Here is a 24757-nt window from a genome sequence, read left to right as displayed (position 1 = left end):
TATCACACCCTATCTATTTTTTTATAATTCCGTCCAATACTTTTCTTATGATATCTTCAATTTCATTTTCGTTCACTCGTGAATTATCAACTGAACATGTATTTACACATGAACCTTCTTCTTTCAATTCTTCCAGTTCCTTTGTACCATAAGCTACTCTTCTAATATTTATAAGGTTTAATGGTCCAATATTGTCAGAAGTTGAACTTCCTCCAACAGTTCCACATCCTAATGTAAATGCAGGTAAAAGATTAGTTGTTGCTCCTACTCCTCCAAGTGCCGCAGCTGTATTTACAAGTAGTCTTGACACAGGTTTTTTCAATGAAAATTCTCTTACGATATTTTCGTTATTTGTGTGCATTGACATTGTATGTCCAATTCCTTCATTTTCAAGAATTTCTATACATTTTTCACATGCTTTTTCCCAAGTTTCTTCTGTATAAAATCCTAATACAGGACATAATTTTTCTCTTGAATATGGATTTAAATGAGAAACTTCTGTTTCTTCAGAAACAAGTACTTTTGTAGTTGTAGGAACTGTTATTCCTGCCATTGCAGCTATATATAAAGCTGTTTTTCCAACTATTTTTGGATTCATTGTGTTGTTTGCACGCATAAGAATGCTTCCAACTTTATTTCTTTCATCTTTGTTAAGGAAATATGCTCCTTGTCTTTTTAGTTCATCTACTACTTGATTTTTAATTACTTCTTCTGTAACTATTGATTGTTCTGAAGCACAAATTACTCCATTATCAAAAGTTTTACTGTCAATAATTCTTTTAACGGCTTTTCTTATATCAGCACTTCTTTCAATAAACGCAGGTCCATTTCCAGGTCCTACTCCTATTGCAGGTGTTCCTGAACTGTAAGCAGCTTTTACCATTGCTTCTCCACCTGTTGCAAGAATTAATGAAGTCTTTTTATGTTTCATAAGTTCTTGTGTAGCTTGTAATGTAGGTGTTTTTATAACTCCAATAAGTCCTTTTGGAGCACCTTTTCTTTCAGCAGCTTTTATCAAGTATTCTGCAGTCTTAATTATACAGTCCTTTGCATTTGGGTGTGGACTTACAATTACTGCGTTTCCTGCCTTTAATGCTATCATTATTTTATAAATTGTTGACGAAGTAGGATTAGTTGATGGAATCAAGGCTGCAATTATACCCATTGGAACTCCTATTTCAGTTATCCCTTTTTCCTTGTCATCAAGAATTATCCCTTTTGTCTTCTGATCTTTTATAGTTTCATATACTCCTACTGAAGCAAGTCTATTTTTTAGAACTTTGTCTTCCCAACGTCCAAATCCTGTTTCTTCATTAGCAAGTTTTGCTAGCTCAACTTCATGTTTTTGGGCTTCTTCACAGATTTCCCTTACTATTTCATCAATTTGACCTTGCGAGAACTGACTATATTCTTCAAATGCTTTACTTGCGCTATTTAATAAATCTCTTACTTCTTGTATTGATTGTAAATCTTTATCCATAGTTTGTCCTTTCTATAAATAATTACTGTTATCTGATTACCTTAAGTTCTCTTATTCACCCTCAACTACTCTTGATTTAGGCAATATAGCTTCAATTTCAGTATGAGGACGAGGAATTACGTGAATTGAAATCAATTCTCCTACTCTTTCAGCAGCCGCAGCTCCTGCATCTGTTGCAGCCTTAACTGCTCCTACATCTCCTCTTACTAATACTGTTACTAGTCCTCCACCTACGTGTTCTTTTCCAATTAAAGTAACATTTGCAGCTTTTACCATTGCATCTGCAGCTTCTACTGCCGCTACCAATCCTTTAGTTTCAATCATTCCTAATGCATTTAATGTTGCCATCTCTATTCCTCCTGATTATTTTTTATCAAAATTTCTATCAATTTTTTCTTTGGCATTGTCTTTATCTGGTTCCAAGTATAGCCAAGTTTAAGGTTATTTACCTTTGTTTTTAAATCGGCTACCTTCGTATCCTGATACTCTTTTCTCAATTTTTTTATTTCTTCTTCTTTTTTGGAAGTTTTCTTTAGTGAGATTTCCTTATTTTCCTGATTACCGTCATTTAATTCTGATTTTACTTCTTCTTTTTGAGGTACATCTTCCATTTTTTCTATTGTTTCAATTTTTTCTGAAATTTCTTCAGATGCTTTTTCAAAAATTTCTTGAACAGGCTCTTTTACTACTATATCCTCCGTTTGCTCAACTATTGTCTCTTTTTTATCTGTATTATCAATTATTGACTGTTCCTCTATTTTCTCTTCTAGAGTTTCTTCAATAACCTTTTCTTCAGATTTTTCTTGGACAACTGTCTTTTCGTCTGATTTTTTTCCATTATCACTTATTAGGATTTTCTTCGTTTCAGCAGCCATTCTCGCAATGACATTGCTACTCAGGAAATTGCCAAGTCTTTTAGCACTTTCAACGGCGGCATCCACAGCGGCATTTACAGCAGCAACATCTCCCATCACTTCAATGGTTACAATTCCACCTTTTACATAGTAATAGTTTGTCAATGTTACATTAGCAGCTTTCAATGCAGCATCGGCAGCCTCTATTGCCGTTACAAGTCCCCGTGTTTCCACATATCCGTACGAATCCATTTATTTATCACCTTCTAACTGCCCGTTATCATCTTCCAGATATTTGACAAGCTCTTCAATTCCTTTATTTTCATAAGAACTTACAACAAAAACTTTTTGGGCTCCTGCATTTTCTAATATTTCACAAGCTCTTTCCACATCTCCACCCAAATCAGATTTTGTTACAATTCCAATTACAGGTTTTGTAAAAGCTGTGGAAAATCCTGGCGGAAAAACATTATGCTCCTCATTACACGCCTGTACCATTCCTATAACATCACAGTCATACGAACTTATAATCAAAGCCTTGTAAAGCATTCTATTTTCCATATATTCACCAGGCGTATCTAAAATATCATCAGAATACTTTAACATCTGTGTTTTTTCATATTGTATATCCAGACCGTGTATTCTTTGAGTCAATGTTGTCTTACCGCACATTGATTTTCCTATTAAAAGTATCTTTTTCAATTTTATGACCTCGTTATTTGAGTTATGCTAAATCTTAGTACATTTTTAAAATATGAAACTACTTCATTTACAGCAGCTTCTACGCTTCCCACATCTCCGTTTATTACAACCGATCCTGTAAACCTGTCAACAAATCCTATTTCAACTCCTGCACTTTTAGTAGCCAGATCTGCCGCAATTATTGCCGCTTCTCCTGGAGTTATTGTAAGTATTCCTATCGCATTTGTATTATTTTCGGAAAGCCCTATCTTTTTTGATAAATCTCTTTGTGGATTTGCAATTATGTGAGCCAGAGTCAACTGTCTACCGGGCACATATTCCTGTATCATTCTCTGTTTTTTTTCTTCTTCCATCTGACAAATCCTTTCTAAAAATCCCTTTATCTAGGCAAAATAGTTTCAACTTCAGCATGTGGACGTGGGATTACATGAATTGAAATCAATTCTCCTACTCTTTCAGCAGCCGCAGCTCCTGCATCTGTTGCAGCCTTAACTGCTCCTACATCTCCTCTTACTAATACTGTTACTAGTCCTCCACCTACGTGTTCTTTTCCGATTAGAGTAACGTTTGCTGCTTTTACCATCGCATCTGCTGCTTCTATTGCCGCTACTAATCCTTTTGTTTCAATCATTCCTAGTGCATTTAATGTTGCCATAGTTTTTTCCTCCTAAAAATTTTATTTATAAACATTGTTTATATGCTATGTCATTTTAAGAACTTAAAAATTATTCTCTTCCTTTTGGCAGAATTGTCTCAACTTCAGCATGTGGACGTGGGATTACGTGAATTGAAATCAACTCTCCTACTCTTTCGGCAGCCGCAGCTCCTGCATCTGTTGCAGCCTTAACTGCTCCTACATCTCCTCTTACTAATACTGTTACTAGTCCTCCACCTACGTGTTCTTTTCCGATTAGAGTAACGTTTGCTGCTTTTACCATCGCATCTGCTGCTTCTATTGCCGCTACTAATCCTTTTGTTTCAATCATTCCTAGTGCATTTAATGTTGCCATAGTTTTTTCCTCCTAAATTGTTTTATTAACAAAATATTCGAATTTTTCACCTCCTTAATTTTTCTAAAATCAATAATTTGTCTATATATAAAAAATTATTAATTGACAAAAATAAAAAAGGAACTAAAAAAATAAATAATTTCTCAAGCTCCTTTGCTTTAAATATTATTGTTCTTAAATATGTTTAGTTTAGTTGATTTTTTCACTATTTAATAGTCTTTTCAAAAGTTTTGCATACCCCATTGTAACACAACTTCCACTTTGAGTATACTACGATTTTTCATTTTGTCAATAGCATTTGTGAAAAAATTTAAAATCATATTTAATTTTGTATAATTAATTTTAAAAAATACAAAAAAAGCTCTAGCCTTTAACTGACTAAAGCTTTTATATATTTATGACAAAATTTTTTTAATCCTGAACCTAAAAGTTTTGACAATTTTATTCACATCCCACAACAGTTAAAAAATCCGATTTTCTTACTTTCATTACAACAAGATTATCAACTGTATCCTCCTCTTTATTTTTTCCTTTCGGACTTACTGCATCAATAGTTTTTACAACTTTCTTCATCTCAAATTTTTCATTTAATTCTGCCTGTTCTTTTTGAGCGTTTCCTAAAAAGTACAGCTCAAAATGATTTCTTGTTTCAAAAATTCTCTGAATTTTGTATTTTTCAGCAAATAATTTTAATTTAATGCTTAAAATAAATTTTTTCATCTGTTCTGGAATTTTCCCAAATCTATCTCTAATTTCATCAAGCAAATCAGTTAATTCGCTATCTGTTTCCAGCATTGCAAAACGTTTATAGATATTCAGTCTCTCATCCTTTTCAATATATGTTTCCGGAATAAATCCTCTTTCATCCAGAATAATTTCCACATTTTCAATTTTTTCGACAAACTCGCCCTTTTGCCTACGAATTTCCTCATTTAGCATTTTTATATATAAATCATATCCAAAAGTTTCAATTGTTCCGTGCTGTTTATCTCCCAAAATTTCCCCAGCACCACGTATTTTCAAGTCTTCCATCGAAATTTGAAAACCTCCTGATTTTATTCCTTCCACTTTTAGCATGCTTTCTTCCTTTTGACGTCCCTGCTTTGTAATATTTCTCGTTTTTAATAAATAACAGTAACCTTGCCTGTTGCTACGCCCTACACGCCCTTTCAGCTGATACACCTGCGATAATCCTAGACCAGTAAAGTTTTCAATCAAAATGGTATTGGCATTTCCCACATCAATTCCATTTTCAATAATTGTTGAAGCAATCAGAATGTCAAACTGCCCGCTTTCAAAACGCAACAACTTATCCTTAATTTCCTTTGGCGGGAGCTGTCCATTTATAAATTCGATTTTTACAAAATCTGGAAGCATTTCCTTCAGTTCCTTCAATTTTTCCTTCATATTTTTTACATCATTATAAATATAGAAAACTTGCCCATCACGTGACAGTTCACGCAGTATTGCCATTTTTATTGTTTCCTCATCCCAATCGAGAATTTCTGTTATAATGGGAAGCCTGTTTGTTGGCGGAGTGTCAATTATGGAAATTTCACGGATTCCAAGCATTGCAAGGTTTAGAGTACGTGGAATCGGAGTTGCAGTTAATGTCAGCACATCCAGTTTTTCCCTTTGAGATTTTAATTTCTCTTTAGCTTTAACCCCAAATTTCTGCTCTTCATCAATAATTAAAAGTCCTAAGTTCTTAAACTGCACATCATCACTCAAAAGCCTGTGAGTTCCAATAACCAAGTCAATAATTCCACTTTTCAGATTTTTTAAAATGTCCTTTGATTTACTTTTCGTAAGCCGTGATAAATTCTCAATTGTAATCGGATAATTTTCAAATCTTCTTTTAAACCGTTCAAAATGCTGTTCTGCAAGTACCGTAGTTGGAGCTACCATAACAACCTGCTTTCCATTGTCAATCGCTTTGAATGCAGCTCTCATCGCAACTTCCGTTTTCCCATATCCAACATCTCCACAGACAATCCTATCCATTATTTGCGGACTTTCCATATCCTTTTTCACATCATTTATGGCATTTCTCTGATCTTCCGTTTCCTCAAATGGAAAATTTGCTTCAAATTCCTCCTGCCATACAGTATCCTTCTGGTATACAAAACCATTCTGGCTTTGTCTTCTTGCCTGTATTTTGATAAGTTCTGCCGCAAATTTCTGAATATCTTCTTCGAGTTTTTTCCTTTTTCGCTTAAATCCACGTGTTCCTAGCCTGAATAACTGCGGTTCCGTATCATTTGACACATATTTTTCAAGTCTGTCCAGCTTTTCCACAGGAATATACAAAATATCCTCGTCAGCATACTTGATTTTCAAATAATCCCGCTCTTCCATTGTCTGAATTCCTTTATAAATTCCAACACCATATTGAACGTGGATTACATAGTCACCTTCGATTATCTGATTGACTTTTTTATATTTTATAGCTTTTGCTGTTTTTTTCTTTCGCTCGTAAATATATCCGTCAAGCTCCCTGTCTGTAAGCACAATAAAATTATTTTTTCTATTTTTAGTATCTAGATTTTCTGAACTGTCATTAAAGATAAATCCTTCAAACAGCTCATATTTTTCAATTTCCAGATTGTTTTCTTTTTCAGTCAGAATTTGTCCAAATTCAGCCATTTTCTTCTCATAGTTATTCGTAAAAATATAAATATCTTCAATTTTTGACAATTTTTCAATCCTATTTTTATCCCTGAAAGTCTCAATCTGTTCCTGCGAGAAATTTTTAGTCTGCACAAAAATACTTTTTTTCTTCAGATTTTCATATCTTTTTCGATAAATTTCCTCACGGCTTCTGTCAAGCAAAATAAACTCTTCCATTTTATAGTCCAGCAATTCCTCATTTTCAACAACAATCGTTACGTCTTCTGCCCTTAATTCATCAATAAGCTCTATCAATTCATAATTATTTCCAGAAAGCAAATTTCCAAAAACTTTTGTTTCTTCCATCTTTTCCACAGAAATCTGGCTATCAATATCAAAAACTCTTATACTTTCCAGTTCATCACCAAAAAATTCGAGTCTAACAGGATGTTCCAAGTCTGGTGGGAAAATATCAAGAATATCCCCACGTCTGCTGTACTGCCCCTTTTTTTCAATCAAATATGAATTTTCATACCCATTTTCCACAAGAAATTCTACAATTTTCGTAAAACTATATTCTTTTCCAATCTCAAAAGAAAAAAACTTAACTTTTTCAAAAAATATATCCAAAGTAATCTGTAAATTCACAAATAAAATAAATTTTTCCTGATTTTTTAAAATATCCAGCAGTCTTATATTTATTCCTGTTATATCTTCCTTATTTTGTGAAATATTTTGAAAAATATCAATTATTTTTTTATCTTCTAGCTTATTTATATTCTCTTTGCTATTTTTTTTGCCAGTTTTAGATTTTTTCATTAAAATATCTTTTTGTTTTTCTGACATTTCATAGTAATTTTCCAGCATTGCATGATAATTTTCCAAATTTCTGTTGGATGTGGAAATATAAATTATCTTTTTCTTTCCCGAACATAATAAAAACCACGGAATTGCACCGCGGTAAAAATTATTTTCAGATTGTAAAATATCTATTTTTTTATCTTTTAATTTTTCTATTTTATCTAAAAACTTAAGTTAAAGTTCATAAAAAGCCTTCCCTATTTTTATCTGTTGTTATATAATCGCCATATTCCGTATACAACATAAATATAAACAATATATGGAATAAATCCATAAGTATGCAGGTAAGATGTTGCAAATACAATTAAAACTACAATAATTGCAAAACCGATCCCTTGTATTATTTCAGCAAAGGAAACTGATTCATCACCAAATACATTTGGCTTGAAAATTGTATTTATAGGTTTTGTGAAAGGGTTCAAAATTAATACTGAATAAATAATTGCTTCAGTATGAATTCCTAAAAACCAAAATATTATTGTGGAAAGTCCAGCTAAAAATCCAAAGAATATTTTTCCAAACCCATGTTGAGGAGTAGTGAAAGTATCTGTCAAAACAAAAATTCCCATAAATATTACTTCTCCAAGCGAAGTCGTTACATCGACATTATGACTAGAAGATACATAATATCCAATGAAAATTGTAACGAAAAATGCTACTGACACATGCCAAGTTATTTTTGTTCTAAACATTAAATATATAGCTCCTAAAACCATTGCAATTATTGAAAATTCGCCAATTATACCTTTATTTATTAAAATCAAAGATGCTAACCCTGATATCTTTTCATTGGAAATATTCAAAATTTCTGAATTAGTCCATGCTGTAGAATTAGGTGCAAGAACTGCTGGGAAAAATGTTAACACAAATAATTTCCCCAAAATCACAGGATTAAAAATTTTCTTATCCATTCCTCTGTATATAACTTTTCCAAACAGTGTGGCCATTCCACCAGCAAATGCCGCTACGTAAAATGGTGTAAATGGAGCGAGCACAAATCCTGTTAAAGCCCCTATTACAACTCCCGAAAAATCTTTTAAAGCATCTCTGTTCTTCTGTATTAAGAATGAAAATATTATTTCTATCAGTTCTGAAGCAACAACTGCTGATAATATCACTAAAACTGGCGTTATTTCATAAATAAAGAATGCCACAAGCAACATGGGAATTAGAGATACTAAAATATCTATATTAGTTTTTGTTAAATTTTCCTGTAATTCTTTTCTCCTACTTCTAAACATATTAAATTTCACTACCTTTCTTTTATATTTTGATATTTCCATATTTTGATAAATATAATTTTCTATAATTAGTTGCTAAAATCAAAAATTTATTTAATTTACATCAACTATGTTTTCAAAAAATTTGAATACTGTTATTCTGAAGAGCTTGAATCTCCTCCACCTGATGAAGACGAACCTGAACTGCTACTTCCACTAGAACTACTGCTTCCAGATGATTTTGGAGCAGAATCTTGAGATTTAATTTTGGATGTAGTTTCTTTTGATGCTGCTTCCGAACTATCTTTTAAACGGCTATGTCTTGGCGCTTTAGATAATCCGTTTCTATTATTTCTTCTATTTTTTCTATTTTCTTTTTTACCATTAGCTTTGTTACCTTCATTAAGAGCAAATTCTGGATTAACTGTACCTTCTGTTAATGCTGCAGGTTGTTGCGGAGGAGTATTTACAGCTGGTTGCTGTGTTTGAGACTGAGGCTGTGCCTGAACGTTTGCTGCTAAAGGCTGCTGTTGAACCTCTTTTTTCTGTTCAGGTTTTTTCTCTTCTTTTTTAGCTTCTACTTTTGCTGTTTTTACTTCCTTAACTTCTTTTATTTTATCTCCTACTTTTTTAGTTTCATCTTCTAATTGTTTTACTAAATTTTTCGAGCTCTTTGAATCTTGACTTCCAAATGCCACAAGTACAATTGACATTAAAAATAAAAAAATACCTTTTATCTGTTTCATTTTTACACTCCTAACTTTTTATTTTTTTTAGTAAAATATAATTTTATATTCCATAATTTTGAATTTTTATTAATTTTTTATATTATTATCAAAGTTTTTATTATATAATGCTTTGTAAATACCCTCTTTGCTTAATAATTCATTATGACTTCCTACTTCTTTTATTTCACCTTTCTGTATCACTACTATTTTATTACTATTTTCGATTGTTGTCAACCTATGAGCGATAATAAATGTTGTTTTTCCTTCCATAAGTTTTTCAAGCGCGTCCTGAACCAGCTTTTCAGACTCATTATCAAGAGCTGAAGTTGCTTCATCCAAAATTAATATTTGAGGATTTTCTAAGATTGCACGTGCAATTGCAATCCTTTGTTTCTGTCCACCTGATAATTTTACTCCACGTTCTCCAATTTCTGTATCATACCCATCAGGAAGATTTTCAATAAATTCATGTGCATTAGCTTGTTTTGCAGCTTCTACAACTTCTTCAAAAGTAGCATCCTGACGGCTATATTTTATATTACTAAGTATCGTCCCAGAAAAAAGGAATGTTTCCTGTGGTACGATTCCTATTGCTTTACGTAAACTCTTTATTTCATAATCTCTAACATCAATTCCATCAATTTTTAATGAACCATTTGATACATCAAAAAATCTTGGTATTAAATTTACAAGTGTTGATTTTCCACCACCTGAGTTCCCTACAAAAGCAACTGTTTCACCTTTTTTAACATCTAAATTAATGTTTTTCAATATTTTTTCAGGATTATCTTTATATTCAAAATCTACATTTTCAAAGCTTATTCCATCTGTAAAATTCTCAAATTTTATGCAGTTTTCTTTATTTACAATAGATGGCATTTCTTCTAAGATTTCAGAAACTCTTGTAATTGAAGATAAGTTTACGCTTATTGCATTAAATCTTGTTATGGCACGTCTTGCAGGCGTATACATTGATGAAATAGCACCTACTATTGTTATAAAGTCTCCAGGTGAAAAATCTTTCGCTCTTAATACACGATAACCACCAAATAATAATAATAAAGCCACAATTATATAATTCAATGCTTCCATTATAGAATTAGCTTTTGCATTATATCTTGCTGTTCTTATTGCGATTTTTTTAAGACTTTTATTTTTTTTATTAAAATCCTTTATTTCAGATTTTTCTGTAGCAAATGCTCTTATAATTCTAATACCAGATAATGTTTCTTGCAATTTAGAATTTAGGTTATCAATTGCTTCTTGTCTGTCTTTTCCCGACCGTTTTAGTCTTTTAGCATATCTTCTGACTGTTACTACTAATATTGGAGCTATAATCATCACTCCAAGTGTCAAATCAAAATCTATGTAGAATGCTATACCCATACAAATTATTACTTTTATTATTTCAGGTATCATATTAAAAACTTCAAGTATAATGGAATTTATATTGCTTGGATCTGTCATTACCCGTGTCATCATATCTCCTATTTTTTTCCCTGCAAAATATTCCATATCCAAAGTTTGTATTTTATTATAAATATCGGTGACAATGTCTTTATAAATAGATGATGATATTACTGTTGAAAAAATAGTATTCCAATACATCAGTATTGCACCAATTATAGCAAGCATTATCATTGCTCCAGCTGCATAAAGAATATCTTTTTCATTTCTTCCTGCAATCCCTTTATCAAATAACCTTTGTATAAGCATTATTGGAGCAGATGAAACAAGAGATGACATGGTTGCTAATAAAATATTCAGTATGATTAATATATAATATTTTTTTATATATTTTTTTAATTTTTTAATTACTCCAAAATCGAGTTCTATCTTTTTCATATATTTAAATTTGCCTTTCATTATTTGCTTTTATATGAAACCATTTTAAAATCGAACTAAAATTTGTAGGTTATTTTTTCTAACTCGCTCAATCTTTTCTAGGCTCAAATAAATTTTAAATTACTTTTTGTAAAATATCTGATTAACGTTTTTTTACAAAAATATTTCTCAATTTTCTATAATATGGACTGCTTCCATCAGTCAGTTCATTTTTAAATTCGTCAAAACTCTTAAAATCGTCTCCACTTACACGATAAATCCAGTTTTTATTAAGTTTTAATGGATTCACACCTTTTCTTGTAGTAATAAATACATCAACTCCCAAATTTCTTATGTCTTCACGGTTTCCTTTGTATCGATGACCCCAAGGATATGCAAGGCAATCTGGAGTTTTTCCAAGTTTTTCTTCAATAATTTTTTTATTTTCCAGAATTTCAAATTCCACAATCTTTCTAAACTCTTCTTCACTAACTTTATCAAAAAATTTTTTTTGATTTTCTTTAAATAATTTATTTAAAAATTCTTTTTTTTCTTTTTCAGATTTATTATTTTTTTGTAACTCTGTTATATTTCTATATTTTTCTACAAAGTCCTTCTTTGGCTTATATCCAGGAATTGAAATTTTACTTCTTAATTTAAATACTGGAAGTTCATTTAATTTTTCCATATCTTTTTTTTCATCATAATTTCCTTCAAAAAATAAATTATAGCTTTCTCTTTTAAAATATGGCGAACTTTCATTATCATAAAAATCAAGCACTTCAATATCCTTTACTGTTAACTGATGAGAATGTGTGTGAAGCTGAAAGTCAATCAGTCCGCTTTCATACATTTCTCTTATTTCATCCCAGTTTAAATACGCTTCATCTTTTTCAATAAATTTTGTATTCAAAAATATTGTAGCTTTCATATTATACTTTTTCAAAATTGGAAAAGCTAAAGTGTAATTATTTTTATAGCCATCATCAAAAGTTATTAATATTGAATTTTGCGGCAATGTATAATTTAATCCCTTTAGTTCCTCCATTTTAAAAGTTTTTTTATCTTTTATCCATTTTATATGTTCTTCAAATTCATCTACAAAAATTCCACCTTTTCCTTTTTCATTGTCAACACTATGATACATAAGACATAAAACAAAATTTTTTCTAGTTTTGTTATAAATGACAAATATAAAAAATAGTAGAATTATTATTAAAAATAAATATATCATTTTTCCATCCTTTATTTACAAATAGTAAAATTATTCTAAATACTGAAAAATAATTACTTTAGTAAATATTTTTTATTTTAATAGATATTAATTTTATACTTCAACATAAATTAAAGGTTTTTATATTTATTCTTTTTAATTTTATATTATTTTAAAAACAAATTCAAAAATTATAAATATTTAAGCCAAACCTAAGATTATTTGATATACAAGTTTGATATTAAATGTAAAATGGAATTATTATAACCATTTGTACCTATATTTTATACGAAACATAAAAAATAACAACTAAAAATAAGAAAAATATTTATTAAAATATAATTATAACTTTCCTTTCAGTTTTAAGATTTTTGCTCTGATTTTTTTATCAATCTATCAATTTTAAAGCTTAATACAGTATTTTTACGATTTTTACTAAAATGAACATGTCTTTTATTTCCAATATGTGTTACATATGGTTCCTTAAAAAATATTGTTTTAAACCCATGTTCTTTATAAAAATCAGACAAAACTTCTTCATATCTCTGATTTTCTAATTTTTCGTGAAGTCCAAACAAGTCCATATCTTTTTTTCTTCTTAGGGCTGGATTATAAGTAAATATTTCACCTTTTACACTATAATATTTTTCGCCATTTTTTGAAATATAGTCTTCGTCATAAAAAAAATCTTTTGCAAAATCTTTTTTATCACGTAGTCCAACAACTAGAATTTTTTCATCTTCCTCCATCAGTTCCATTGATTTTTCAATAAAACCTTTTTTCAAAAATTTCCAGTCATCTTCACAGTGAAAAATATACTTAGTATCAACCTCACGGTAAGCCTTATCAATTGACTTTAATTGCCCCAGCCGTGTTTCATTAACTATAAGCTTGAAATTATTATTTTTATCGTTATATTTTGAAATTAATCTCTCCAATTTTTTCCCTTCAGTACTGTCTTCTGTAATTATTATCTTTTTAATTGGATAAGTATTGCATTCAAAAAAGCTGTCAAGCGTTTCTTCCAGCAAATCGAATCTTCCGCAGCTAGTTATTACCAGCGTTACTTCTTTCATATCTATCAAGCCCTTTCTTAGCTTTTGTTTTTTTATTTTCTATTGCCTTTGCCAAATATTCATCATTTTTTTTCAACCTGCTTCTATCATTTTCATTATGATATAAATGGCAAGTCAAAGCCTCAAACTTGAGTTTTTTCTTTTTACATCCAATATTAAACAGCCTTACGGCAAGTTCACTATCCTCTCTTCCCCAACCTTCTATTTCTTCCTCAAAGCCATTTACTCTAATTAAATCATCTTTAAAGAAGGACATGTTGCAAGATCTTACTCCACGTAAATTTCTATCTACTTTTGTAAAAATTTTTGAAAGAAGTTTACTTCTTACCATATTCATATTGTTTTTAAGTCCTTTTGTAAAAAGATTTATTTTTTTGCCTTCCATTATTTCCTTTGCCACAGCTGGTGAAGTTATAACTCGTGAACCTTGAATAAAACAACCTCTTTCCATATTTTTTATATGGTCTTCAACAAAATGCCTATTTAATATCAAATCACCATCAATTATTATTATATAATTACCCGTTGCCTTGCTTATCGCCCTATTTCTAGACATTCCAGCCCGAAATCCCTTATCTTCCTGCCACGAATGGATAATATTGCTTTGAGGATAGCTTTGCTGAAATCTTTTTACTAAATCTATTGTTTCCTGCTTTGAGCCATCATCAGCAATTATGATTTCCTTTGGTGTAACAGTTTGATCTAATGCACTATTTAAACAAGCTTCCAAAGCTTTTGGCCAATTGTATGTAGTAATAACAAGAGAAGTATCGTTTCCTAAGTTATTATAATATTCTTCACGTAATTTTGTATATTTTGTCATTGTATAGATAGAACTATATTTAGCAAGTAAATACCCTTCATAGCCATCCAGAAACCCCAGTTGCAAAATATACATCTTTATAAACCTGAACAGCATTTTGGAATATATTTTTATAAAACTTGGGTTTTTACCTTTTTTTATATATTCTTTAGCACTTTGGGAAGTATATCTATTTAATTTTTCAAGAAATTCCTCTATACTATCGTAAGTATAATGGATTATCATTTCTTTTATTTTTTTTATTTGACTGTCAGTTTGATACTGCTCATGAACTTCGCGGCTATTTATTTTTACTTTTCCATTTTTCCATAATCTGATTACATAATCATCCCATCCGCCAAATTTTATTTCTTTTTTAAAAGCTATATTTCGCAGTTTAATTTTGTAAACATCACCTGATGGATTTTCATTGTTTATAATTGATTTTATTTTTGCTTTCAGCTGTGGCGATATTACTTCGTCAGCATCTATCAATAAAATCCATTCACCCTTGCATTTTTTTAAAACAGAATTTTTTTGCGGTCCATATCCTTTCCATTTTTCTACAAAAACTTTTGCTCCCTTCGCAAGTGCAATTTCCACAGTTCTGTCGTTACTTCCACTGTCCACAACTATTATTTCATCAGCTATTTCTCTTACCGAATCCAAAGTTTTCCCAATTCTGTTTTCCTCATTAAAAGTTATTATTCCTACGGATAATTTCATCAGCATTCTCCTATTTCATATTTTTTAATTACTAAACAGCAGGCAGAGCATTCTTTTGACACAATTCATCAAACATTTTTTCAAAGTTTACATCATTAATACGATTTTCAGGATAATCAATTAATATATTGCCTTCTTCCCTTATACGCCATTTATTTTTATTAATTTTCGGACCATAAAAAGCCATTATTTTCTTATCCAGCCCTTCGGCAATATGTAAAATCGAAGTATCAAGTGACACTACCAAATCGCTGTTCTTAATTATTGATATAGAATCCAAGATTGTTTTAGATTTTTCAAAAAATAAAACATTTTTATTATCTGTTTTTTTTAGGATATTATGTATTGTTTCCCTATCATTTGGTGAATCTAGAATTATAATTGTATAATCCTTATACATTTCTCCCAGTCTTTTTATTATAATAAGCGCATTCTCCTCGTTTATCTTTCTCCCTCTTGAAGCTCCAAAAAAATTTAATGCTATTATTTTATCTTTCACGTTATTTTCTTCAAGAAATTTATCTACATTTTTTTTAGACTCTTCAGAAACAGGAACATCATATTTTGTATCTTTTATTTCAACATTTACGCTTTCCATCATCTGTCTATAAATTTGAATCATTTTTAAAGTATTATTCTGTTTTATATTTTTGTTATATATCTTATATTCATCTTTATTATAGCCAACATTTACAATGGCATTTACCCTGTTTAAAAGATAAACCTGCTTATACTTTAATCCTTCGGTTGAATCAAATAATACATCATATTTATTTTTTCTTAACACTTTTACTATATTTCTCCACTCATGCATTTTTTTTCTATCAAGAATATAATATTTATCTATATTGGGGTTTAGTTTTAATAAATTTTCCAAAGACTTGTCGGCAACAACATCAATTTGTATATTAGGGTAATTTTTTTTTATCTCTCTAAAAATAAATGAACTTATTATATAATCACCAATTTTACCATCTGTTCTTAAAAATAAAATACGTTTTATTTTTGAAGGTACCAAATTAATATCTTTTTTATTTTTATCAAATATACGGCTCAAAACTTCATTTTTTTTATCAATGAGTTTATCCCTGTATGGTCTGTAAAATTTCCAATTTATTTTTTTCATTATTTTTTTTATTCCTTATACAGATATTTTTATTTACGTTAGTTCAGGATAACGCATAATCCTTTAGTCGTAATTATTTTTTTCTGACAATTCTTTTATTTTAGAATTTAACCATTTTGTTGCCTCTGCTAATGGAAAGCCATATGTATGATTGTGATCTCCAATATTTTTAGAAACAACTTGAAGACTATCAGCAGTAGTCTTTGGTGACCATCTAAAAATATTATACTTATCATTAGCATAAAAACTTAATAATGGCTTATTTAAAGAAGAGGCTATGTGAAGTGCTCCTCCATCAACTCCTATTACTAAATCAGCCAATGCCATAAAAAATACATATTCCCTAATATTAAATTTTTCAGATAAAGTAATATCCAAATCTGTATTTACATATCTCATCAAATTTTTGTAATATTCTTCACTTCCTGATGTTTTCCCCATGATAATCTTGACTTTTTTTCTTATTTCTTTTTCAATGCTATTTAATAGTTCGGCAACCTCTTTAGCTTTCATTTCTCTATCGCTACCTTGCGGAACTAATAAAATTTTTATTTTTGAATCAAATTTTTCAGAATCAGTTTTCCAAAATTTTTCCATTTTAACAATGTCTTTTTCTAAAATTTCTATATGCGGCTTTTCATTTTTTATCTTAAAATATTTTGAAAATTCAGAATTTATAAGATAATCAATAATATGAGTTTCGATTCGCGGAGTACAGTCAAAATCATAATTTTTTAAGTTTTTTCTGTTATAATAATGCTTCTCGTCACTTTCTCCAAAAATCATTGTAATTTTTGGACTTAATATTTTTTTCCAAATCATACGCTTTGTATTTTCCTTGCTCAAAAAATCCAATAATAAATCCCACTTTTTACGATTTTTAAGCACATCCTTACGTTTTACAATACTATCAATTATTTTTTCATTTTCATTACACAGTTTTGTAAATTCTATATTTCTGTCTGTTACTATAATTCCCAATTTTGCACTAGGATACATTTTTTTTAGTTGCCTTGCATAACAAAAAGACATTAACGTATCCCCAATAGAATCCTTTGGATTAAGCAATATAGTATTTACTCTTTTTAAATCAATGTCTTTATACTTTTTTTTAGTACCAAATAGCCATATTATTATTTTAGATTTTATACTGTTTATTATATCCATGTATAACCTTTCCTTATATTAGAGTCTACCATTCAAGTTTTAACTTTTTACAGTATTTCAAATGCGCTATCTAAATTATATAGTGTCAATATATTTATTTAATATTCTCTATTAATGTCTGTAATTTTATTTTATTATTTTTCATCGAAAAATCATCGGCTCTAACTAATGATATTTTTCTATAATTTTTATATTTTTCATCATCATTCATCAACTCACAAACTTTTTCTACGAATACATCTTTATCATTTAAAGGAATCAATTTCCCATATTCACTATTTTTTCCTAATATATCCTTTGGTCCCGTAGGGCAGTCATATGCCACAACAGGTGTTCCCAAAGCAAGGCTTTCCAGTAATACAGTTGGCAAACCTTCATACTTTCCAGTATGTACAAATAATTTAGCATTTTTAAAGAATGGATATGGATTTTCAATTTGTCCAAGCAGAATTACATCGTTTTGCAGCTTATATTCTTTAATTTTTTGTTTAATCAGCTCCACTTTTTCACCATTTCCGATGAAATAAAGCTTCTCTTTTATTCCGCGCTGTTTTAATTTATAGTAAATATCAACAAGATGTTCAGGCTGCTTTTGTTCTGTCAAACGTGAAACTTGCAGGAAATAGTCCTGCTTTAAATAATTTTCATACTTTTTATCAATATTTTCAGCTTTTTTACGAATAGCTTCTAAATCTATCGGATTGTAAACAAGTTCCACTTTGTTTTTATCCATTCCTAAAATTTCGAAAAATTCATCTCTCATTGTATCACAGATTGCCAGTATCTTATCATATTTTTTATATTGTTTTTTATATTTTTCTATTTTGTCTGCACTTAGTTTCTCTCCAAAAGTAAGTGAGAAATGAATCCAGGCAAATACAGGCACTTTTATATCAAAATTATTATATTTCAATAAATTTGAAGAATAATCTATAATAACATCATATTTATTTTTTTTTATTATTTTTTCAATCTTTTTCAAATAAGTTACCTTTGCCCTTATTCGATAAATTTCTTTAATAAGTTTATTTTTACCATTATAGTTATCAAATAAGAATTTATAATTTACCTTTTCAGGAATTTCATTTTCAAATAAGTTATTTTCTCCATGATTCCAAGTTATAAGTAAATCAACATCGTAATTCAGTTCCACCAGATTTTTTAAAACACTAAGTAAAACTCTTTCTTCGCCACCCATACTAAGATGTCCGTGCAATACCAATACTTTCATTTTTTCCCCATTCTTAATTACTATAAAAATCTTCTTTTTTATATTAATCTACAATACTCTAAAAATTTAAAATTTATATTATTATAAATTTTTCAAAAGAAATATTGTAAAAAACATTATTTTAATCACTTTATACAGCTATTTTAGTCTATTTCATACATTTTTTTAAAATGTTCCAGAAAACTTCCTGCTGTATCCCGTTTTCCAGCATCAATTTTATATGTAAGTTTGTGAATATTGATTCTTTTAGTTATTTCATCCAGCTTTTGCTGTGAAAATTTATCAAACCAGACTCTTATCATTTCGTGTGTCAATGTATCTGAGACAACTTTACATTTTTTATCTTTGTAATAATTTTCAATTAACTCAGTATACAGCACTTGAAAGAAAAAGTAGTTTGGAGCTAAATCGTTATATTTCCAAAAGATTAGCAGCATATCAAGCAAGACCTTCAATACTTGATTGTTTTTCTTTGCAAAAATTACGCTGTTTAAGACTCTGACTTTCATTTCATCATTCCACGAAAAATAAAAATCATCATAATCTTCCCAGTCCTTTTTCTCTTCCAAACTAAGGCTGTCATCTCTTTGAAACATAAAATAGTCCATTTCAAAATATTCCTGCGGCAAATAGTCTGTAAGCAAAATTGTCGCATCAATCCATACACCACCATAGTTAATTAGTAAAGCCAGTCTTATTATATCTGTAAAATGTGCAAAATTTATTTTTTTTGCTTCAAGCTTTTGTAAAATATATTCTGGTATTTCAAGATAATCGTTTATATTATTCATATCCAAGTGTATTACTGTGTAGTCTTTTTTATATTTTTGTACAGATTTATAGCTTATTTTCACTACATCAGGCAATTTTTCAAAATCCCATCCTTGCCCCCAGAACTGCCATATAATTTTTTCATTCTCAAATGATTTTTTAGGCTTAATTTGCTCTGCTTTGATACCTTTTGTAAAATATTCATTTAAAAGCTCATTCCAGTCTTCTCCAACCATTTTTTGAGTTATAAAGTAAACTCTGTTTTGGATTTTATTAAATAATTTTTTTGGCATCATTTCCTTGTATATATATTTATATGGTTTTTGCCTTAACTTTTTGTTAAGCCTATCAAGTTTTGAAATATTAAATTTGTAATTATTCATTCTCATCTTGTCCCTTTTCCAGTTTTATTTTTTCTCTCCATAAATAATTCAACAAAAACAGCAATATTACTGAAATTATAATCATATATTTATTATTTAGGTTTATATCAGTAATTCCCTGTATTGCCCATGCCGCAAGAGCCGTTTTTGTACCAATTTCAAGAGCAACTAGCTTGCTATCATTATTTTCCTTATTTTTAGAAAAGTTTATAGAAACTGCTTTCATGAAAGTACTTACAAAAAATATCACAAAGAACAGAATTCCTACAATCCCAAAATCCAGCAGGAACTGAAGATAAGTATTGTGTGTATGCACATAATAAATCGGCCATTCGCTTAATTTATCAAGAAAATTTTCGTGTACATATTTACTGACACCTATTTTTTCATAATAGTCAAGATTAAATTCCTTTCTATCTTCCCATTTCCATCCAAGTACCGGCTTTTGCCTAAAAGCTTCCATTCCTGTTTTCCAAAAAATTATTCTTAATTTACTTGAAGGATCTTTTTCATAATTCACAATGTATTGCATTCTTTCTGAAATTGAACTTGGTAATAAAAAATACCCGCCTACACAAACCAAAAAAACTGCTAGAATATATCTTTTTCTTTTTTTTAAAGCAATGTAAAAAATTGTTGGCAATAAACAAATATAAACCATTTTAGATCTGTTTACAATGACTAAAAACAATGTCAATATTGTTATTGCAGCTAAAACTATCTTTATTATCCTATTTTTCTTTTTATCTTATCTTTTATAAAAAAGTAGAAAAGATATTAAAAATAACAAAACTATACACATGATATTAGCAAAGTCTTGCACTGTTAAGATTGCAGTAATTCTTGGATAATAAGACCCTACTGGCGTTGCCCAGGCCTTATAATCTTTTATAAAATTATAAGTTGCAAGAAACATTACTATCATAGCTCCAGCCAAAGTCGCTTTCAAAAAAATCATGACCCTTTTCATACTTCTTATAAAAAATATAAATGGAAAAAAGATCAAATATTTTAAAAGATAATTATCTAAACGAGTATCTATCCCACCATCAAAATATGCTATTATAAAAGGTACAAACACAAAAAGCAATAACTCTATAGAAAATTCTATATCTAAATTTTCAAAGAATTTTTTTCGATTTTCTCTAAAAATCATAGAAATTACAAATGCTAATAATAAGACATGTATCACAATGTTATTTTCAAATTTTTCTGATAAAAACAAAGCAATTCCAGCCAATAAACAAAAAACAAATCCTGTTTTATTTATAATTAAATTAATTTTTTTATTCATAATATAAGTTCTCTTTCTTTTTTATTTTTAAAATGATAACTTTATCTTAAATCCGATTCATAATTTCTTTAAAGACTCTATCCACACTAATTAAAGGAATTCCTTTATAGTAGTCTTTTTTATATTCGTGTCTTTTCTCAGGAATTTTCACAATGTTATTTTCATAAAATTCATTATCCTCAATAACATTACTTTTTTCAGTATACGGAAAAAAACCCAAATCTCGTTTTCCTGGACCAAAAATCCCAATCACAAACGGTTTTTCAAATCCACTTGCAATATGAATTGGAGAACTGTCATTTCCAACGACAATATCAGCCTTTGAAATCAAAGCTCCAAATTCTACAAGATTAATTTCTCCACGAAAATCAATAACATTTTTATCATTTGGGAAATTTAGAGATAATTTTTTTTCGGCTTTTGAGCCAGTTATACCAATAAAATAATTTTTATTTTTTTTCAATCTTTCAATAATCTCACGATATTTTTCTATTGGCCACATTTTTTCTGCTCTTTGGCTACCTGGTGCAACTAATATGAGTTTTTGTCCCTCATTTCCAAAGTAGCCGTGATGTTCCAGAATTTTATTAATTTTAGTAAAATTTTCTTTTGCAGGATAAATTCTAATTGGAATTTTTTCTCCTTTATATTCCACTAAATCAAGCAATCTTTCCACTTCATGCTTTTTCATATCATAATGAACTTTCTTATTTAGCAGGAATGAGCCTGTCGCTACATCAAATCCTACAATATTAGGAATTTTTGCTAATTTTGCAAGTAATATGGATTTTATAAATCTATGTGGAATTACCGCATAGTCGTATTTTTTTTGTTTTAAAATCTTTAGAACTCTCAAAAAACCTTTTATCCCTTTATCTTGCCCTTTTTTGTCATAAAGAATTATTTCATTTAAATTTGGATTGTTACTTATCACACTTTTATTTGTCGGCAATGTCAAATAATCAATTTCTGATTCAGGATACATGTCCTTTAACCTTTGTATCAAAGGCGTAGACAATACAATATCTCCAATAAATGCTGTATGTATTACCAATATTTTCATTTCTTCTCCTTTTTCAAAACCCCATTAATCCAAAATCTTCTAAAACATCCTATTTTTAAGCTTTTTTATAAATATTTCATTTATCTTTATATATAGAGTTATTATACCATATTTTAGTATTTTTTTACATAGGTTAACAGGTATATTGAAATAAAAAATATAATATGTTAGAATTGTCAAAAGAAAATAAAAATTAGATAAAGGAAAAAAGAAAATGCAGGAAACTAAAAATTTAAATATAGATAATGAAAAAATTTTTTATAAAAACTTATGAATACAAAAATACAAAAGCTCTAAAAATATTTTTGGGATTTACAAGGGAAAAAGGAAAAAATTCTTTCGAAATTGCAAAACACTTAAAAAATGATTTTCCAGAACTTAATTTCATGAAGATAACAGAATATAAAGTTATAAAATATACTCCCTTTCACATAAAGATAGAAACTGTATCAGAAAATATAAATAAGACATTTAACAGTAACTTTATATCTTATTACAATTATCTAATCGAAAAAAATGATTTTCGTCTTACGTATAAAACGCTTGATTTATGGCTTAATTTTGAAAAAAATTTTTTTGAAAAGGAATATTATCATATGGATTTTAGTTTAGGAAATTTTTTTATAGATAAAGAAAATGGTAAAATTGCCTTTATTGATTTTGACGATATTGTTAGAAAACCTCCTTTTTTTAGAAAACGTCTCTATTTGACAAAATCCATCAGAAGTTTTGAAGGCTCAATGAAATTTTTTTTATCAGTAAAAAGATTTTCAAGGGAAGAGAATCAGAAAGTTATTGATAGACTAGAAGAGATTAAAAAGCAGTATGGTGTTATTTCGAGAAAAAAAGATTTGGAAATGACTAAAAAAATTTTAAATAGATAAATACTAAACCTAGTTTAAAAATGAAAATTATATCTTAATTATTTGAAAATATTAAGTTTATATTCTTTATAAAAAGTTTCTAATAAATTAGTTATTTAAACGGGAAGCAATATGAATCCATAAAATGTAAAAAACTCTAAATTTAACTAACCTACATTAGTTTTTTAGAGTTTTTATTTACTTGTTTATTCTAAATTCAATTTATTTTTTAATAAATAATTTACTATAAAAAATAATATAATCGAAAACATTATACTTATATAAATCAGTCCCAGATTGGTATTAAAAATATATTCAAATGTTTTTAAAGCTCCCAAGTCTGTATTGTTATAAATATTACTATAATTCTTAATATCAAATATATATGAAACTGTCAAAATCATTCGTTTTATTAAATTTATAACTCCACCAAGAATTATGTATGCCCCAACTCCAGTCAAAATTCTGTAAGACTTTACCATATTTGCAATACTTACACAAAGAAATAAAAATAATATTTTTCAATTGTCATAACTAACAATGAAATGATACCTATAATTAGAGTCGTTCCTACAGAATGACGTAAAATCATCTCTATCTCACGAAAGGCTTCAGGTCGAAATATATTTGCCTTAAATACTTCTTCCAGAGGTATAATGAACCAGAAAGTAAAAAATATTATAATTCCATTTACAATAAACCAGCTAATAAATGTTATTAATTTTGCTAAAATTATTTCATATGTTTCAATAGGAAGAGTGTTTGTCAAGTACCCTTCATTTCCATAAATAGAACGATAATAACGGATTATTACTACATAATAAGTCATCAAAATTATCCCAATAATTACAACTACATAGCCAAAATACGACATAAACTGAAAAACACCTGTAGAAATTTTTATTCTATCATCAATTTTCTCATTTAATAAAACAAACCAAAATATTCTTATAACAATTCCCATTACTCCCATTCCAATATAAAATGGTATTATCAGCTTGCTCGCATCCATAAAATCATATTTAATTAATTTACCTAAATTTTTCAATATTTAAACACCTCCCTAAAGTATTCATCAACTGTTTTATTATGTTCATTTATTATACTTTTCACATCCTGATAAAGTAAAATTTCTCCTTTTCTTATGAAAATTGCTTCATCCAGCACCTTTTCCACATCGGCTATTAAATGTGTGGAAATAATAACTGTTGCTTCCCTGTTATAATTTTTTATAACAGTATTTAAAATATAATCCCTTGCCGCAGGATCAACTCCTGCTATTGGCTCGTCCAACAGGTATAACTTGGCACGTCTGCACATAACCAGTATTAACTGGACCTTTTCCTTCGTTCCTTTTGAGAGCAACTTAAATCTTCTTGTTATATCAATTCCCAAATCTTTTAACATATTTTGTGCCCTTTCCAGGTCAAAATCATCGTAAAAGTCTGCAAATAGCTGTAAAATCGCCTTTACTGTCTTAGAATTATCCAAATAATTTTTATCAGGCAAATATGCAACAATCTTTTTAGTTTCTACTCCTGGATTTTTTCCGTCTATAAAAATTTCTCCTTCAGTAGGTTTCAGAAGTCCATTTAACAGCTTTATAAAAGTTGTTTTTCCACTTCCATTTGGTCCTAATAATCCAATAATTTTACCAGTTTCTATTGATAAATTTACATTATTTAATGCATTATCAAAATCATAAGTTTTGGATAAATTAGTGCATTTTAAAATAACGTTACCCATTAAACCA

25 protein-coding genes are annotated in these 24757 nt (G+C 28.9%); 1 reads left to right on the top strand and 24 read right to left on the bottom strand.

The features are described 5' to 3' along the window. Positions 1 to 13: 13 nt before the first annotated feature. From FVE75_RS00180 to FVE75_RS00085, 21 genes are all read right to left on the bottom strand, one after another. A complete protein-coding gene (locus FVE75_RS00180) occupies positions 14 to 1480 on the bottom strand; it encodes an acetaldehyde dehydrogenase (acetylating) (protein ID WP_147004695.1) in 1467 nt (488 codons plus the stop codon). A gap of 51 nt (positions 1481 to 1531) precedes the next feature. Continuing rightward, positions 1532 to 1828, bottom strand: a complete 297-nt coding sequence (locus tag FVE75_RS00175) for a BMC domain-containing protein (RefSeq protein ID WP_021743445.1) — start codon at positions 1826 to 1828, stop codon at positions 1532 to 1534. A gap of 2 nt (positions 1829 to 1830) precedes the next feature. Next, entirely contained in the window at positions 1831 to 2586 is a 756-nt protein-coding gene (locus FVE75_RS00170) for a BMC domain-containing protein (protein ID WP_147004694.1), read from the bottom strand. Next, positions 2587 to 3036, bottom strand: a complete 450-nt coding sequence (locus FVE75_RS00165) for a EutP/PduV family microcompartment system protein (protein WP_039900984.1) — start codon at positions 3034 to 3036, stop codon at positions 2587 to 2589. 2 nt (positions 3037 to 3038) lie between these two features. Then, complete coding sequence (gene eutS / locus FVE75_RS00160) at positions 3039 to 3389, bottom strand: ethanolamine utilization microcompartment protein EutS (protein WP_021743442.1); 351 nt, start codon at positions 3387 to 3389, stop codon at positions 3039 to 3041. Positions 3390 to 3415: 26 nt separating this feature from the next. Continuing rightward, a complete protein-coding gene (locus FVE75_RS00155; RefSeq protein WP_006805317.1) occupies positions 3416 to 3691 on the bottom strand; it encodes a BMC domain-containing protein in 276 nt (91 codons plus the stop codon). Between the two features lie 70 nt (positions 3692 to 3761). Continuing rightward, the gene (locus FVE75_RS00150) at positions 3762 to 4046 is read right to left on the bottom strand and encodes a BMC domain-containing protein (RefSeq protein ID WP_021770241.1); all 285 of its coding nucleotides are present in this window, start codon (positions 4044 to 4046) and stop codon (positions 3762 to 3764) included. A gap of 441 nt (positions 4047 to 4487) precedes the next feature. Continuing rightward, positions 4488 to 7523, bottom strand: a complete 3036-nt coding sequence (mfd, locus tag FVE75_RS00145; protein WP_232052559.1) for a transcription-repair coupling factor — start codon at positions 7521 to 7523, stop codon at positions 4488 to 4490. 197 nt (positions 7524 to 7720) lie between these two features. Continuing rightward, a complete protein-coding gene (locus tag FVE75_RS00140; RefSeq protein ID WP_147004692.1) occupies positions 7721 to 8758 on the bottom strand; it encodes an RnfABCDGE type electron transport complex subunit D in 1038 nt (345 codons plus the stop codon). A 134-nt stretch (positions 8759 to 8892) separates the two neighbouring features. Further along, entirely contained in the window at positions 8893 to 9483 is a 591-nt protein-coding gene (locus tag FVE75_RS00135) for a hypothetical protein (protein ID WP_147004691.1), read from the bottom strand. A gap of 69 nt (positions 9484 to 9552) precedes the next feature. Then, on the bottom strand, positions 9553 to 11310 hold the full coding sequence (locus FVE75_RS00130) for an ABC transporter ATP-binding protein (protein ID WP_147004690.1): 1758 nt from the start codon (positions 11308 to 11310) through the stop codon (positions 9553 to 9555). 142 nt (positions 11311 to 11452) lie between these two features. Beyond that, the gene (locus tag FVE75_RS00125; protein WP_147004689.1) at positions 11453 to 12523 is read right to left on the bottom strand and encodes a polysaccharide deacetylase family protein; all 1071 of its coding nucleotides are present in this window, start codon (positions 12521 to 12523) and stop codon (positions 11453 to 11455) included. A gap of 341 nt (positions 12524 to 12864) precedes the next feature. Beyond that, on the bottom strand, positions 12865 to 13578 hold the full coding sequence (locus tag FVE75_RS00120) for a glycosyltransferase (RefSeq protein WP_232052558.1): 714 nt from the start codon (positions 13576 to 13578) through the stop codon (positions 12865 to 12867). Next, on the bottom strand, positions 13550 to 15106 hold the full coding sequence (locus tag FVE75_RS00115) for a glycosyltransferase family 2 protein (protein WP_147004688.1): 1557 nt from the start codon (positions 15104 to 15106) through the stop codon (positions 13550 to 13552). Before FVE75_RS00115 ends, FVE75_RS00120 begins: the two co-directional genes overlap by 29 nt. Positions 15107 to 15137: 31 nt before the next feature. Further along, complete coding sequence (locus FVE75_RS00110) at positions 15138 to 16232, bottom strand: glycosyltransferase family 9 protein (protein WP_147004687.1); 1095 nt, start codon at positions 16230 to 16232, stop codon at positions 15138 to 15140. Positions 16233 to 16295: 63 nt separating this feature from the next. Next, complete coding sequence (locus FVE75_RS00105; RefSeq protein WP_147004686.1) at positions 16296 to 17399, bottom strand: glycosyltransferase family 9 protein; 1104 nt, start codon at positions 17397 to 17399, stop codon at positions 16296 to 16298. Between the two features lie 94 nt (positions 17400 to 17493). Then, positions 17494 to 18630 carry a glycosyltransferase gene (locus FVE75_RS00100; RefSeq protein WP_147004685.1) on the bottom strand — a complete coding sequence of 379 codons (1137 nt, stop codon included), beginning with the start codon at positions 18628 to 18630 and terminating at the stop codon, positions 17494 to 17496. 143 nt (positions 18631 to 18773) lie between these two features. Further along, entirely contained in the window at positions 18774 to 19784 is a 1011-nt protein-coding gene (locus FVE75_RS00095; RefSeq protein ID WP_172618748.1) for a capsular polysaccharide synthesis protein, read from the bottom strand. After that, on the bottom strand, positions 19777 to 20481 hold the full coding sequence (locus FVE75_RS11120; RefSeq protein ID WP_269472158.1) for an O-antigen ligase family protein: 705 nt from the start codon (positions 20479 to 20481) through the stop codon (positions 19777 to 19779). The genes FVE75_RS00095 and FVE75_RS11120 overlap by 8 nt, the downstream gene beginning before the upstream one ends. A 51-nt stretch (positions 20482 to 20532) precedes the next feature. After that, positions 20533 to 21078 (bottom strand): hypothetical protein, encoded by a 546-nt coding sequence (locus FVE75_RS11115; protein ID WP_232052556.1) that lies wholly within the window; start codon positions 21076 to 21078, stop codon positions 20533 to 20535. Between the two features lie 46 nt (positions 21079 to 21124). Beyond that, positions 21125 to 22141, bottom strand: coding sequence for a glycosyltransferase family 9 protein (locus FVE75_RS00085; RefSeq protein ID WP_147004683.1), 1017 nt, complete (start codon positions 22139 to 22141; stop codon positions 21125 to 21127). Between the two features lie 245 nt (positions 22142 to 22386). Here FVE75_RS00085 and FVE75_RS00080 point away from each other — a divergent pair, with 245 nt between their 5' ends. After that, positions 22387 to 23025 (top strand): hypothetical protein, encoded by a 639-nt coding sequence (locus tag FVE75_RS00080; RefSeq protein ID WP_232052555.1) that lies wholly within the window; start codon positions 22387 to 22389, stop codon positions 23023 to 23025. Positions 23026 to 23210: 185 nt separating this feature from the next. Here FVE75_RS00080 and FVE75_RS00075 read toward each other — a convergent pair whose 3' ends face one another. From FVE75_RS00075 to FVE75_RS00065, 3 genes are read right to left on the bottom strand one after another with little or no spacing between them, the layout of a single operon-like run. Beyond that, entirely contained in the window at positions 23211 to 23486 is a 276-nt protein-coding gene (locus tag FVE75_RS00075; protein WP_147004682.1) for a hypothetical protein, read from the bottom strand. Between the two features lie 11 nt (positions 23487 to 23497). Beyond that, positions 23498 to 24052, bottom strand: a complete 555-nt coding sequence (locus FVE75_RS00070; protein ID WP_147004681.1) for a hypothetical protein — start codon at positions 24050 to 24052, stop codon at positions 23498 to 23500. Further along, a complete protein-coding gene (locus FVE75_RS00065; protein WP_147004680.1) occupies positions 24049 to 24750 on the bottom strand; it encodes an ABC transporter ATP-binding protein in 702 nt (233 codons plus the stop codon). Before FVE75_RS00065 ends, FVE75_RS00070 begins: the two co-directional genes overlap by 4 nt. Positions 24751 to 24757: the final 7 nt, after the last annotated feature.

It is taken from the genome of Leptotrichia hongkongensis, assembly GCF_007990635.1.
GTDB classification, from domain to species: Bacteria; Fusobacteriota; Fusobacteriia; order Fusobacteriales; family Leptotrichiaceae; genus Leptotrichia; species Leptotrichia hongkongensis.
Note: the sequence above shows the minus strand (reverse complement) of the source record. Positions and strands in the feature narration are given on the sequence as shown.

Bases quoted from the DNA above. Each gene is read 5' to 3' on its own strand.
- FVE75_RS00180 (WP_147004695.1), bottom strand. From the start codon at position 1,480: ATGGATAAAGATTTACAATCAATACAAGAAGTAAGAGATTTATTAAAT.
- FVE75_RS00175 (WP_021743445.1), bottom strand. From the start codon at position 1,828: ATGGCAACATTAAATGCATTAGGAATGATTGAAACTAAAGGATTGGTA.
- FVE75_RS00170 (WP_147004694.1), bottom strand. From the start codon at position 2,586: ATGGATTCGTACGGATATGTGGAAACACGGGGACTTGTAACGGCAATA.
- eutS (WP_021743442.1), bottom strand. From the start codon at position 3,389: ATGGAAGAAGAAAAAAAACAGAGAATGATACAGGAATATGTGCCCGGT.
- FVE75_RS00155 (WP_006805317.1), bottom strand. From the start codon at position 3,691: ATGGCAACATTAAATGCACTAGGAATGATTGAAACAAAAGGATTAGTA.
- FVE75_RS00150 (WP_021770241.1), bottom strand. From the start codon at position 4,046: ATGGCAACATTAAATGCACTAGGAATGATTGAAACAAAAGGATTAGTA.
- mfd (WP_232052559.1), bottom strand. From the start codon at position 7,523: ATGCTGGAAAATTACTATGAAATGTCAGAAAAACAAAAAGATATTTTA.
- FVE75_RS00140 (WP_147004692.1), bottom strand. From the start codon at position 8,758: ATGTTTAGAAGTAGGAGAAAAGAATTACAGGAAAATTTAACAAAAACT.
- FVE75_RS00135 (WP_147004691.1), bottom strand. From the start codon at position 9,483: ATGAAACAGATAAAAGGTATTTTTTTATTTTTAATGTCAATTGTACTT.
- FVE75_RS00130 (WP_147004690.1), bottom strand. From the start codon at position 11,310: ATGAAAAAGATAGAACTCGATTTTGGAGTAATTAAAAAATTAAAAAAA.
- FVE75_RS00125 (WP_147004689.1), bottom strand. From the start codon at position 12,523: ATGATATATTTATTTTTAATAATAATTCTACTATTTTTTATATTTGTC.
- FVE75_RS00120 (WP_232052558.1), bottom strand. From the start codon at position 13,578: ATGAAAGAAGTAACGCTGGTAATAACTAGCTGCGGAAGATTCGATTTG.
- FVE75_RS00115 (WP_147004688.1), bottom strand. From the start codon at position 15,106: ATGAAATTATCCGTAGGAATAATAACTTTTAATGAGGAAAACAGAATT.
- FVE75_RS00110 (WP_147004687.1), bottom strand. From the start codon at position 16,232: ATGAAAAAAATAAATTGGAAATTTTACAGACCATACAGGGATAAACTC.
- FVE75_RS00105 (WP_147004686.1), bottom strand. From the start codon at position 17,399: ATGGATATAATAAACAGTATAAAATCTAAAATAATAATATGGCTATTT.
- FVE75_RS00100 (WP_147004685.1), bottom strand. From the start codon at position 18,630: ATGAAAGTATTGGTATTGCACGGACATCTTAGTATGGGTGGCGAAGAA.
- FVE75_RS00095 (WP_172618748.1), bottom strand. From the start codon at position 19,784: ATGAATAATTACAAATTTAATATTTCAAAACTTGATAGGCTTAACAAA.
- FVE75_RS11115 (WP_232052556.1), bottom strand. From the start codon at position 21,078: ATGAATAAAAAAATTAATTTAATTATAAATAAAACAGGATTTGTTTTT.
- FVE75_RS00085 (WP_147004683.1), bottom strand. From the start codon at position 22,141: ATGAAAATATTGGTAATACATACAGCATTTATTGGAGATATTGTATTG.
- FVE75_RS00080 (WP_232052555.1), top strand. From the start codon at position 22,387: ATGAAAAAATTTTTTATAAAAACTTATGAATACAAAAATACAAAAGCT.
- FVE75_RS00075 (WP_147004682.1), bottom strand. From the start codon at position 23,486: ATGGTAAAGTCTTACAGAATTTTGACTGGAGTTGGGGCATACATAATT.
- FVE75_RS00065 (WP_147004680.1), bottom strand. From the start codon at position 24,750: ATGGGTAACGTTATTTTAAAATGCACTAATTTATCCAAAACTTATGAT.